Source organism: Halomonas sp. DP8Y7-3 (assembly GCF_019801675.1).
In the GTDB taxonomy this organism is placed as follows: domain Bacteria; phylum Pseudomonadota; class Gammaproteobacteria; order Pseudomonadales; family Halomonadaceae; genus Halomonas; species Halomonas litopenaei_A.
In genome coordinates, this window is record NZ_JAHVIO010000019.1 from 341,373 (window position 1) to 353,501 (window position 12,129).

At 53.3% G+C, this 12,129-nt stretch carries 10 protein-coding genes and 1 tRNA gene; 5 read left to right on the forward strand and 6 right to left on the reverse strand.

Annotated features, from left to right (window positions below):
• The first annotated feature begins 85 nt into the window (after positions 1–85).
• A tRNA-Met gene (locus KUV86_RS19120) sits at positions 86–162 on the forward strand.
• A gap of 239 nt (positions 163–401) precedes the next feature.
• On the opposite strand, the gene KUV86_RS19125 is transcribed toward KUV86_RS19120, so the two are convergent.
• Complete coding sequence (locus tag KUV86_RS19125) at positions 402–1,733, reverse strand: M18 family aminopeptidase (RefSeq protein WP_222163583.1); 1,332 nt, start codon at positions 1,731–1,733, stop codon at positions 402–404.
• A gap of 174 nt (positions 1,734–1,907) precedes the next feature.
• Between KUV86_RS19125 and KUV86_RS19130 the strand changes: the two genes are divergently transcribed.
• From KUV86_RS19130 to KUV86_RS19145, 4 genes are all read left to right on the forward strand, one after another.
• Positions 1,908–3,986: a carboxy terminal-processing peptidase gene (locus KUV86_RS19130; protein WP_206943446.1), complete on the forward strand. Its 2,079-nt coding sequence runs from the start codon at positions 1,908–1,910 to the stop codon at positions 3,984–3,986.
• A 632-nt stretch (positions 3,987–4,618) separates the two neighbouring features.
• Complete coding sequence (locus KUV86_RS19135; protein WP_222486202.1) at positions 4,619–5,992, forward strand: glutamate decarboxylase; 1,374 nt, start codon at positions 4,619–4,621, stop codon at positions 5,990–5,992.
• Between the two features lie 609 nt (positions 5,993–6,601).
• The gene (locus tag KUV86_RS20170; RefSeq protein ID WP_409996352.1) at positions 6,602–6,787 is read left to right on the forward strand and encodes a type II toxin-antitoxin system CcdA family antitoxin; all 186 of its coding nucleotides are present in this window, start codon (positions 6,602–6,604) and stop codon (positions 6,785–6,787) included.
• Between the two features lie 32 nt (positions 6,788–6,819).
• The gene (locus KUV86_RS19145) at positions 6,820–7,179 is read left to right on the forward strand and encodes a transposase (protein ID WP_222486206.1); all 360 of its coding nucleotides are present in this window, start codon (positions 6,820–6,822) and stop codon (positions 7,177–7,179) included.
• Positions 7,180–7,287: 108 nt separating this feature from the next.
• On the opposite strand, the gene KUV86_RS19150 is transcribed toward KUV86_RS19145, so the two are convergent.
• The 5 genes from KUV86_RS19150 to KUV86_RS19170 all read right to left on the reverse strand — a co-directional run bounded on the left by KUV86_RS19150 (position 7,288) and on the right by KUV86_RS19170 (position 10,964).
• Complete coding sequence (locus KUV86_RS19150; protein WP_222486208.1) at positions 7,288–8,172, reverse strand: Kiwa anti-phage protein KwaB-like domain-containing protein; 885 nt, start codon at positions 8,170–8,172, stop codon at positions 7,288–7,290.
• The gene (locus KUV86_RS19155; protein WP_222486210.1) at positions 8,173–8,694 is read right to left on the reverse strand and encodes a hypothetical protein; all 522 of its coding nucleotides are present in this window, start codon (positions 8,692–8,694) and stop codon (positions 8,173–8,175) included. It abuts the gene before it with no gap.
• Positions 8,695–8,855: 161 nt separating this feature from the next.
• Positions 8,856–9,602 carry a KilA-N domain-containing protein gene (locus tag KUV86_RS19160; protein WP_222486212.1) on the reverse strand — a complete coding sequence of 249 codons (747 nt, stop codon included), beginning with the start codon at positions 9,600–9,602 and terminating at the stop codon, positions 8,856–8,858.
• Between the two features lie 650 nt (positions 9,603–10,252).
• Entirely contained in the window at positions 10,253–10,480 is a 228-nt protein-coding gene (locus KUV86_RS19165; protein ID WP_222486214.1) for a GIY-YIG nuclease family protein, read from the reverse strand.
• Positions 10,481–10,583: 103 nt separating this feature from the next.
• Positions 10,584–10,964 (reverse strand): hypothetical protein, encoded by a 381-nt coding sequence (locus tag KUV86_RS19170; protein ID WP_222486216.1) that lies wholly within the window; start codon positions 10,962–10,964, stop codon positions 10,584–10,586.
• Positions 10,965–12,129: the final 1,165 nt, after the last annotated feature.

Genomic DNA, 12,129 nt, shown 5'->3' on the forward strand with positions numbered 1-12,129 from the left:
ACTTGCCAGCGCCGCTAATCGGCCACACCGCCGCCTTCCTGCTTGACATTCCAGGTCAGCCAAGTAGAATGCAGCGCCATTGAAAGGCTACGTAGCTCAGTTGGTTAGAGCACATCACTCATAATGATGGGGTCCCCTGTTCGAGTCAGGGCGTAGCCACCAGATACAGAAAAAGCCCGTCGATCCCTGATCGACGGGCTTTTTCGTTGTGACGAGATAGGCCGAGGGACCCTGACCTTTCCCCCAAGCTTCAGGGGCCGACAGGCCTGGAAACAAGGATGACGGCGCGACTGTCTAGGGCGTGCCGTCTCTCTGCATCCTGCAGGGCGCTGATGCGGGATGGCTGATGCCAGCTGTCACATGCCCGCCCAGCGCCCCTATCTCGTTGGGTTCCTCGAGGGTCAGACCAGTGTCGGCTGGTTGAAAAACGCCGTCAGCACGCGAGTCAGATGCTCGACATCCTGGCTGCCTGCGGTCTCGCGAATCGAGTGCATGGCCCACTGCGGAACGCCAACATCCAGCGTAGGCACCCCAAGCTCAGTCGCGGTAATCGGCCCGATGGTGCTGCCGCAGCCCATGTCGGCCCGGGTGATAAAGGTCTGCACCGGCACGTCCGCCTGCTCGCACAGATCACGGAACATGGCGGCCGTGGCACTGTTGGTGGCATAGCGCTGATTGGCATTGGTCTTGATCACTGGCCCGCCATTGAGACTTGGGCCGTGCTGCGCGTCATGCTTGTCCTTGAAGTTCGGATGCAGGGCGTGGGCATTATCACAGGAGATCATGCGCGACGATTGAATCAGGCGAATGTAGCCTTCTTCCGTCCCCTCACCGACCTGCCCATTCACGCGCTTCAGCACGTCCGCCAGGAACGGGCCCTGGGCACCGCAGGCACTGGCACTGCCGACTTCCTCGTGGTCATTGGCCACCAGCACCATGCCCTGGTCGCCATCGGCATCCAGCATGGCCTCAAGCCCCATGAAGCAGGACAGCAGGTTGTCCAGCCGGGCACTGGCGATCAGCTCCTGGCGCAGCCCTACCAGTGACGGCGGCTGCAGGTCGTAGAAGCCCAGTTCGAAGTCCAGCACCTTGGCATCGCCGAGTCCGTGCTGCTGCTCCAGCCATGCCTGCAACAGGCTCTCCAGAGTCGCGTCCTCATCGGCCTGCATGACGACCGGGGCCATCTGGGTCTGGGCATTCATCGCACGCCCGTCGTTGGCTTCACGATCCAGATGAATCGCCAGGCTGGGAATGATCGCAATCGCCTGCTCGACGTTGATCAGCACGCCCTTCACCTGGCCATTCGGCAATCTAACGTGAATGCGGCCTGCCAGGCCCAGATCCCGGTCAAACCAGGGCGACAGCAGCGCGCCGCCATAGACCTGAACGCCCAGCTGCAACCACCCCGCCGAACGCTGGGCAGCATGGGTCTTGAGTCGTAGATTGGGGCTGTCGGTATGTGCACCGACCATACGCAGCGATGACAGAGGTTGCGTGCTGGGCAGGTTCACCGCAATGATGGAGGAGTCATTGCGAGTCACATAGAAGCGGTCGCCGGGAACCAATTCCCAGCTGTCGGTCTCCAACAGATGGCGGTAGCCCGCATCTTCGAGCCGCTGAGCCATGTTCGCAGTGGCATGCCAAGGGCTGGGTGAACGGCGAAGAAAGTCGAGCAACCGACTGAGCCTTTTGGCGCATTCGGTATCATCCTTTGGCAAGCACTCCTGTGACATGGGCGTCCTCTGATGCATGATAGTAATGGTTCAAGGTTTGTCCTTTACTCTGTTAACACGGTAAAGGACAAGGATTGACAGCAAGCTGCTACAATGCGAATCCGGTCCAAGGGACCCGCCGACCGAGTCGGTGTCAGACCGACGAGTGTACACGAATCCTGGAGTGCTTCATTGATGAGCCTGATTGAGTCTGCGGGTCGCGCCCTGGCGCTTTCCCTGCTGATCGCGGCCCCAACGGCGCTGGCCACTCCCACGCCCGGCGACGACCAGCGTCAGGCGGCCATGGAGGTGGCCGAATCGCTGCGTTACGGCCACTACGCGGATGTGAAGCTGGACGACCAATGGTCCAACCGCGCCTTCCAGCGCTACCTCGACGTGTTGGATGGACAACGCGCCTACTTCCTTCAAGACGACGTGGATGACTTCGGTGATCTACGCACCGGCATGGATGAAGCCTTGCTGGATGGCTCCCTGGCCAGGGCCTACGACCTCTACCAGCGCTATCACGAGCGCGCCGAAGCACGCCTTGACTGGATGCTGGACGAGATCGATGACCTCGACATGTCCTTCGATGGGCAGGGTCGACTGGAGCTGGATCGCGAAGACGCCTCCTGGGCCGCCTCTCAGGAGAGCCTGGACGAGCTGTGGCGCAAGCGCCTGGCCAACGCCGCCCTAACGCTGTCGATCAGTGGACAGGACGACGACAAGGTCATCGATACCCTGCGCGAGCGCTACGAGACCCAGAAGCACCGTCTTGAGCAGACCAACTCAGAGGATGTGTTCGGACTGATCATGGCCGCCGCTACCGGCACCGTTGACCCCCACACGGAATACCTGTCGCCGCGCCAGGGTGAATCCTTCGACATTCAGATGCGACTGTCACTGGAAGGCATCGGCGCACTGCTTCAGGCCGACGGCGAATACGTCAAGGTGGCCAGCCTGGTGCCGGGCGGCCCCGCCGAGAAGGATGGCGCACTCAAGCCTGCCGACCGCATCATCGGCGTTGGCCAGGAAGGCGAGGACATCGTCAACGTGGTCGGCATGCGCCTGGATGACGTGGTCGAGCTGATTCGCGGTCCCAAGGGCTCCGAGGTGCGTCTCGAGGTGGTGCCCGGTGAAGCCGTCGACATGACCCGCTCCACCGTGGTCGATATCACCCGCGACACCGTCAAGCTCGAGGATCAGGCGGCTTCCAGCGAAGTCATCGAGGTTCAGCGCGAAGACGGGGTGCACAAGGTCGGCGTCATCGAGGTGCCCGCCTTCTACGTGGACTTCGACGCCTGGCAGGCGGGAGAAGAGAACTACCGCTCCACCACCCGTGACGTCGCCGCCGAGGTCGAGAAGCTCAAGGCCGAAGGCGTCGAGGGCATCGTCCTCGATCTGCGCAACAACGGTGGTGGTGCCCTGCAGGAAGCCAACTCGATGATCGGCCTGTTCATCGATCGCGGCCCTACCGTGCAGGTTCGTGATGCCCGTGGGCGCATCAGCCTGTACGGTGACACCGACAGCGGCACCCTCTACGACGGTCCGCTGGTGGTTCTGGTCAACCGCCTGTCTGCCTCTGCCTCGGAAATCTTCGCAGGAGCCATCCAGGATTACGGCCGTGGCCTGATCGTGGGTTCCAACACCTTCGGCAAGGGCACCGTGCAGACCCTCAATGACCTGAGCTACGGCCAGATCAAGCTGACCCGCGCCAAGTTCTACCGGATCTCTGGGGAGAGTACCCAGAACCGCGGCGTCAAGCCGGACATCATGTACCCCAGCCTGCTCGACCCCGAGATTATCGGTGAGAGCGCGCTGGACAACGCCCTGCCCTGGGACACGGTACGTGACGTTCAGTACCGCAGCTATGGCACACCGCGCCAGTACCTGAAGGAACTGCGCACACGCCACCAGCAGCGGGCCGACGACCACCCCAACTTCCATTACCTGGAGCAGCGGGCCGAACTGGCGAGCCGCCTGCGCGAGCAGCACACCAGCGTCAGCCTCAACCGGGAGCAGCGTCAGCGTGAAGCCGACGCCCAGGACGCCGAGATGCTGTCACTCGAGAACGAGCGCCGTGAAGCCCTCGGCCTCGACATCCTCGAGGAATGGGGCGATGCCCGCGAAAGCGGTGACGATGCCGACCTGGCCGCCGAGGAAGACGCCGAAGAGGAACAGCCCGTCGACCGCGCCGAAGTCGAAGAGTCAGCGGAAATCCTGCTCGACTTCGCCGAACTCGGCCCGAGCTGGCAGTACGCGGTAAAAGGCTAAGTCGCGATACAGCCACTTAGCTGCACGCAGAACGAAAAAGCCGGGGCATCAAGCCCCGGCTTTTTTGGTTTCTGGCCCCCACAACAGCCAGCCCACATCACGACTGCTGCACAGCTAAAGCGGGTTATCTTCCGGAAAAGTCCCGTCGAAGCGCGTCAACTCCAAGGCTATCTACCCTCCCCGACGCGACAGGCAACAGTACCCCTTACTGAACGCACGTGACGTATTCAGCAATGTGACCGGCAGTATTGCGAGCTATCGCTCAAGAAAGGCTTTCTCCATCCTTCCGTCCTGTTCACGTGAGCTCTGATCTCATTTCATCTACCTCACCCTGATACGGCCTGGTGAACGCGCCCCTACGCGGGTCGTCGCAGTGCGCTGCGCCCACCATGAAGCGATATCACACGCCATCTGGCGATTGGGAGTATGCGATTTAGAGCAATCGTCGCCTATCGGAGGAATACACGACGCGTAGCCTTGCCGAAGGCTCGCCATAACACATCCAAAGGGAGCCACGGCGAAAAGGACCCACAGACACCTGGCACGGGGAAGGAAGGCACTTCGCCAGATGGAGGACAGGCCAGCCCGAGGCAACTGATGACGTGTTCCATCACCCGCATAGGAGCATCACCATGAAGCATTCCTCTCCCTTTGACCTGTTCGTCAACGAGTACAACGAAGACATACCCGAGCATCACTTTCCCAGAAGCAGCATCTCGGCCTCAGCGGCAGAGGCCATTGTCAACTCGGAGGCCTGGACCGACGCCCAGCCTGTCATGAACCTTTCCTCCTTCGTCACCACCTTTACCGAACCCGAAGCTCTCAAGGTGCTTGAACAGCACTTTCTGAAGAACTTTATTGACCATGACATGTACCCACAGCTGTTCGCTATAGAGCAGCGAATGGTCCGTTGGCTGCATGACCTGTGGAACGGGCCGAAGGAGGCCACCCCATATGGAGCAGCGACGGTGGGCTCCTCCGAAGCCTGCATGCTGGCAGGACTGGCCCACAAGTGGAACTGGCGCCAGGCCCGCGAGGCCGCTGGCAAGGAGACGTCGCGGCCCAACCTGGTGACCGGTGGCAACGTCCAGATCGTGTGGAAGAAATTCCTGCGCTACTTCGATGTCGAACCAAGAATTGCGCCACTCAAGCCCGGCAATTATCGACTCACAACAGAACACCTTGAGGCACTGGTGGACGAGAATACCATTGCCGTCGTCGCCATCGCTGGCCAGACCTTCACGGGTGAAGATGACGACATCGAAGCGATTCATGACTGGCTGGACGACTACGAGCGACGCACTGGCCACAACGTGCCCATGCATATCGATGGTGCGTCTGGTGGTTTCGTCAATCCCTTCCTCTACCCCGACTACCCATGGGACTTTCGACTGCCACGGGTCAAGTCCATCAATGCATCAGGCCATAAGTTTGGGCTGGTGCCTCCGGGATTGGGTTGGGTGATCTTCCGTGACCGTGAGACCTTCAACGAGGATCTGGTGTTCTACGTCAATTACCTTGGCGGCGAGATGCCCACGGCCACCCTCAACTTTTCCCGCAGCGCTGCCCAAGTCGCCTACCAGTACTACACCTTCATTCGCCTCGGGTACGACGGTTACCGCGAGATCATGCTGCATACCGTCGAGAACGCCAAATACCTGCGCAACTTACTGGTGGAAAGCGGCTACTTTGACATCATGAATCAGACACAGCGAATTCCGGTGGTCGCGCTCACGCTGAAAGACGGCTTCGATACCTTCAATGAGTTTGATATCTCCGCCAAGGTGCGTGAACGTGGATGGGTACTCTCGGCCTACTCCATGCCACCGAATGCAGAAACCGTGACCAGTCTGCGCATCGTGGTGCGCCCCCACCTCAACCGCAACGTCATCAAGGGCTTGGCTAAAGACATCGTCACTGCCTGCGACTGGCTAAAAGCACATGGCGGCACATCAGTCGCCCCGACGTTGCACGATCATACGAAAACAGCCATCAGCAAGTGTTGAGCCCCCACCCAAGGCCGCTGGCCACCGCCAGCGGCACGCCATCCCGCAACAAGGGGGTAAAGAGCTACAGCAGATCGTTGCTCGTCGCTCGTCACGCCTGCTCGACTTCGCCAAGCCAGGCCTGTGCTGGTGGCGGTACGCGGTAGAAGGCTAGGCAGCCACGGAACGATATAGCTGCACGCAGAACGAAAAAGCCGGGGCATCAAGCCACGGCTTTTTTTGGTTCTAGCGGTCTGAAACCAGCCATCGACAACCTAACGGCGAACAGCCCTTCGCTCTCTTCTCTCTCGTCTCTCTCTTCTCTCCCTCCAAAGCAACATCACGACCCAGAGTTCGAGCACGGCAAAGCCAATAAACGCCACCCCGTAGCCCAATCGAACCTGACGCTGCTGCGCCTCGGTCGGAAACAGCTCCAGCGAGCCCTGCAAGAATCCAGCACTGCTCAACAGCATCAGCAATAGCAGCACCACCGCAACACACCAGAGTAGGACTCTCACGTTAATCCCGCCTTGTTTGCCTGCAGCACCTGGCAACGTAGTTGCCAATGGATAAACGACTGCGCATGCTGGTGATGACGTTGAAAAGCAGGTCGACACAAATGCAAATGTTATACGATCAGGCGACTCCCAAAAAGCCACAAACCACAATATAAATAGCGACTTGCCAGAAAGGGTCCGGAATATAAATGTCGACCTATCGGCCAGGCTAGAGAAAGCACTGGAAGCAAAGCTCGCCGAGAGCGAAGCCGAGCAATGGCAGAGTGAAATGGTCCCCAGTTTTCGGACCAGGCGCTAAGCTCTGATCAGACCGACCAGGAGACCCTGATCATGAGCAGAAAACGTCGACATCACAGCGGTGAGTTCAAGGCCAAGGTCACGCTCGCTGCCCCGAAGGGCGATCAGACCACGCCAGAGCTTGCCGCCCGGTTTGGTGTTCACCCCACGCAGGTGAGCCAATGGAAGAGCGAGCTGCAGGAGAAGGCGTCTGGGCATTTTGACGGCAAGGGCGGAAAAGCCGCTCACAAGAACCAGGAGGAGATCGATGCCCTCTGCCAAGAGATCGGTAAGCTCACGGTCGAGCGCGTTTTTTATCACGAGAGCTCGATTGTTGAGCCGGGTGCAGCTCGCGAGGGGGTCGCTTCACAGCAGCGGCGCAGTTTAACTACGTACTTCCGACTGACTTTGTGATTTTATAATTCAAAAACTGCAATTATTATTCTTTAACTCAGAGTTTTGAGTTAAGTCATACAAGTCCATCACACGTTTTCGAATCTGCCTTCAATGTCATTATTAGCACTAAATTTCTCGCTTAGAGTTTGTTAAATAATTACTACCCGACAAAGGCCCTTTATATATATCTTCTAACAAAAAATGGAGAACTTCTTTTAGCTCACGCTTATCAGATGGAAGAACAAGCTTACCTTGGACAACGGTAATAGGAACGTTTGGGAACTGCTGTGCGGCGGTTTGGATGTCAGCAACAGAATAGATATCCAATAGTGCAGTCGATGAAATCGTATGTACCATTTTCCTCACTTGGCTATCTGCTTCAGCAACAAAATTGCCAGCATCTGCTACTTCTAAAGAGGCATGCTGACAAATCGCATTAAGATCTGTATCTGTAGCTTCTTGGTAAAAGTTGACTAAGTTGAATACCATACGAGCATTGTGAAAGCTTTTAAACTTTGTTCTATTGCCAACAATGACAGCCACCAACTTATTGTCTAAAGTAAAAATATCTTCAGTTGCCTTTACGAACGTATTACCTGTTTGCATTTTGATGATCGGGATTTGACTTAAAGAAAGAGCTTGACGACTAGAGAACTTTTGAACCAATACAGTAGTTTCATTGTTTTCTACAAATCCTGTAAACACTGCCTTGATCGGTTCCGAAGCAAAGTTAGATAATTGCAGAGCATGAAATGAGCTAGCATTTTCATTAATTGCGTCCACCATTACTTGAGCTTCGTCTACATCAGTTAAAACCAGCACTTCATTTGCATCAGGCTTCCAGTCACCATTAAATGGCACTTCAATATCCACGTCATGGTTAAAGCTAACTAATTGATGACCAAATAAACTGACAAGTTCATTTTGTAATGGGCCTTGCACTCGAATTCGTTTCACCTGAGTACTGCCATTATCATTTTTTATAAGCGCAAAAAAGTTTTGACTAGCCAATTAATCTTCCCCTATATCAAGAACAATATATTCCGTTAACTGAACAACTACTAGCGGATCGCTAGCACGTCGAAGTTCTTTCTTTGTAATAAGTACATACGTAACACCCTCGGGAGTTCCTACTTTATAAAAGTGCCACTTCATTATGCCTAAAAGTGGATTGAAGTGATAACTATATCCCGTACTAGTAATAAGGGCAAATATAATTAAAATTGGCGCCCATACAACCCAATTCAGTGCATCAAAACTAGCAGTGAAAAGTGGTAAAAGATATAACAACAGAAAGGCCATATTCTCACGATCTGCTGCTTCAACTGAAGAAACTTGAAAAGAGAACGATTCCAAGTTCTTTTTTGCGTATCTCAAAACCCAGATACAAACAAAGACTAAAAACAACGATGCTGCTATAGAAAGCCCTGCAAACTCCTTCTTATCTGCAAACCATGCGATCCAAGCATAACTGAACCCAACGGGTGCTATCGCTGTACATGTGAGCATAATTTTTGCCAACCAACTAAGCATACGATACCCTTGGCTTTTTTAATACACAGTTACTTTAGATCAATTTGTAACGCATGACTACATCCGTACGCTTATAGTGCTAACGCCGCCAACAAGCGCAGTTTTGTAGTGGAGACGAAGCCGCAACGAAAAAGTTGTCGCCGTGATTGGCATAGTTATCTTTAATTCTTAGATAAGAGTAAAGTTTCTATAAATTGCAAAGCGACTTTGTCTCGTTGTCCAAAATATTTGGGAGCTTGTTTAGGAAGCCATGTTTCATTGAAGTGCCTCCGAAAATCCTCATAAAGTTCAATGGGATATAGCTTCGCCGGGACCACTCGACCATCTGGATACTCGTGCTGGTACGTAGGAAAGCTATTGGGTTCAATATCCCGATTATCACGGAGCCACTTACAAAACATTCGTCCCTCCGAAATATCAGGGACCATTTCTTGTGGTAGCGTGTATCCAGCCTGTTCCATAGGAGCAATTAAATTTAGTGTTAATTCATTTAGCATTGAAAAATGAGTATAAGGAACTTTCCCTCTATTTTTCATGTAGCGATCAATATGGATAGGCATTACTGCCTTGGCGCCACCTTGCTGCCATTCAGCAACCCATTGAGATACCTTTACTGCAAATTTTGGGGACAACCATTGGCCTAAATTTATCGCTAAATAAGGATGAACCCAAGTACCTTGTAGCTGGGGAGTGCCGCCGCTGATTATATGAATTAGTTGATTTTCTGGCAGGCCAGTTTGAGCTTCTAGCTCCGCAATGAATGCTTGAGTCGTTTTCAAAACCTTGTAGTCTGAAAACCTTTTCCCAACAGACTGACAAAGTGCAGTTGCACTTATGTAACCATCAGCTGTACGTTGAGGAATTATTTCTCCCTCTTCTACTCTAGGGATTAGAGTTAGCTGATTCATTCTTTACTCCTCGTTTAGCCGGAAAGCTTACGCCGCGCTCTGCGGCAAATTTTTAGTGTAGCGGACAAATTGTACAGCAGCAGCGCTTTGTTATACGTAGCCGTGTTCCAGCAGCTGAATTTCTTTTCTGGTTTCCCTGACAATCACGTCAATCTCACGAGTGCCGCTATAGTCCGGATACCTTGCTAGATTCTTGGCATTGGTGATGTATAGCCCAGCGCCGACTGCGAGTCTCAGAAATCTATTCTTCTCTATTACCGATTTTCAAGTCGGCTTAAACGCCAACCACATGGTCGGGTTCTAAGTGTGAGTGATACCAATACAAAGCCTCGCGGCATCGAAGTAGAAGTAGATCAATGTCTTATGGCTCTCACCGAGATCCGGATCAGTAAAACCCACATCTAGCTCTTCCTCTAACGCTCGCTTTATCTGCAATGCGAACGACACTGTGTCATTTTGATCGCGAGCGCGAGTCATGGCTCTAGAATACTCTCCAGATTGGCGGTAAGCCCGCCTCGGGATATCATGCCTGGAATCTCGTCTATAGCGCCGTTCGGGCGAATCGTAGAGCCACCATGCCCTCCCTGAACATTCGTTAAACTGTAAAAGCCGTACACCCAATGTATAAGTGTGGCTTCGACAGCATACGCTTATTCCTCGGTTTCATAACTACCGATGACGATTGCTAGCTCTTTCTCTCCAGCCACCCGTATCTCACAGATTCTGGCTAGCTTTTCGTTGTCATCAGTTGATGTTCCAGCTTCAGCGCCGTGGGTCCAAGCCCACTGGCCCTTCCCCTTGCCGACGTAAAAGGCAGTTCCGCAACGTGGATCGACGAGCTCGTAAACATAGTAGGGCTTTAGCTGCGGTTCACTCATTCTATGGTCACTATCAGTCAGCTCTCGGAATACATAACGCCCTGCTCATCGGTAAATTAGGAGCGCAGCGAGTAATTTATCCGCGTGCAGCAGCTTGTTATGCTTACGATATATGACCACACTCAATTTCCTCAGGAAGATCGATCGCTACAGCTTCATTCTTGAAGACTAAGTGAGGTGCCCAGTAACCACCGCCTCTGGGTTCGGTCACCATATATCGATGCTGGGCGACAGACATCAGGTGGTCGTCAAATTCCCGCCGAAGATACTTGTACGATTCAATTGAATGTCGTTCGGCTGCCGCTACACCCAGTTCCGGCTCATTGATGTCGTCAAAGTATTCTTGAGGACTAAATAATCCGAAATGTGTTAATCGCTCCTTTTCGGTCCACTCATGGCACACGGAACAAATATCAAAAAGCAATTGGTCGTTCGTCCATGTCGGCTCACCGTGGCGATTATAATTTTGGTCTAATAGGGCCACCGATAGAATCCGATAACCACCGTAAGATTCGCATCGCCGAAAAGCGAGGTCATATACGTCAATAACCTCAAAGTTCCCCTGATCAAGTAGAGCGATTTTATAACGCGGCCCACGCTCTATATATGGTTCGTAATCCGAGAAGTTCTAAAAAAAGATATTGGTAGTTACATCAAACCGCGAGACCTATGACCCGAATTTTCCTGCAAAACCCGCATGCTCTCCCATATCTCCCGCGATGGTAAGACTGAACTCTTGTCCACATTGCTGATAAAAGGCGATCTCTGCCTTTATGCCTGAATAGCTTGCGGGCCCGAGCTTGTTTCGGTACCCCTCACGATAGTCATATACTGCCGTAAAACCCCGCCTTTGGTCGTGAACCGTTGAGAACAATATCCGCCTTATTCGATTGAACACTTCTGCATTCATTGGTTATCTCTGGTCAAGCTGCATAACTTTTTTATTCAGCGGAGCTGATAATTTACATTCCGCACGACTCTGCCTAGGTTGCAGTCTACACCTTTGAGTTAATGCGTATATTCATCACTTGATGACGGCGTTATCTGGAATAAAACGTGCATGGTCATGTTAAAATCGCGCATGCCAAAAATCGCTATTCAGCGATTGCAAAGCAATTGAGTAGCCATAACTTTATAGCGCCTATGCGCAATAAACACGGCCTCTGATTCACCATCTCGAGCATGCCTTTAAATTCTGTGATTTATTCCGTATGCACGATGGAATACCTCACGCAGAGAAACACCAACACCATGTGACCGGGAGAAAAACCCACCTCCCCTTCACCTACGAATCACCCAACAGGCACGCTACCGCCACGGCGGCCACGGGAAATGACCACCCAGTGCGACGAAGGCCGCTGTGCGATCAGGAGAAGGGGGGAAGTCAGTGCGGGTAACCGGGTACGCAGCATCCCGCCAATTAGATGGCGTCGTGCTGCATGTAACGTCAGATTAGCGTTGGCTGGTCATCCCTTGGCCATAGTCGGCTTTCCTATCCCTGCGCATGATCGTTTTATCGTGCTCTAAAGGGCACTTTTATGGCTTGGTGTATGCCAATAAGAGCAGAATAGACAAAATATGCGTGGAATGGGAAAGAATTTTCGCGTTTTTTAGTCTATGTCTTATAAGCTGTTGAAATTCGAAAACTC

What these genes read in the sequence shown, in the direction of transcription:
- KUV86_RS19125 (WP_222163583.1), bottom strand. Translation starts at nt 1,733, where the DNA reads ATGTCACAGGAGTGCTTGCCAAAGGATGATACCGAATGCGCCAAAAGG.
- KUV86_RS19130 (WP_206943446.1), top strand. Translation starts at nt 1,908, where the DNA reads ATGAGCCTGATTGAGTCTGCGGGTCGCGCCCTGGCGCTTTCCCTGCTG.
- KUV86_RS19135 (WP_222486202.1), top strand. Translation starts at nt 4,619, where the DNA reads ATGAAGCATTCCTCTCCCTTTGACCTGTTCGTCAACGAGTACAACGAA.
- KUV86_RS19145 (WP_222486206.1), top strand. Translation starts at nt 6,820, where the DNA reads ATGAGCAGAAAACGTCGACATCACAGCGGTGAGTTCAAGGCCAAGGTC.
- KUV86_RS19155 (WP_222486210.1), bottom strand. Translation starts at nt 8,694, where the DNA reads ATGCTTAGTTGGTTGGCAAAAATTATGCTCACATGTACAGCGATAGCA.
- KUV86_RS19160 (WP_222486212.1), bottom strand. Translation starts at nt 9,602, where the DNA reads ATGAATCAGCTAACTCTAATCCCTAGAGTAGAAGAGGGAGAAATAATT.
- KUV86_RS19165 (WP_222486214.1), bottom strand. Translation starts at nt 10,480, where the DNA reads ATGAGTGAACCGCAGCTAAAGCCCTACTATGTTTACGAGCTCGTCGAT.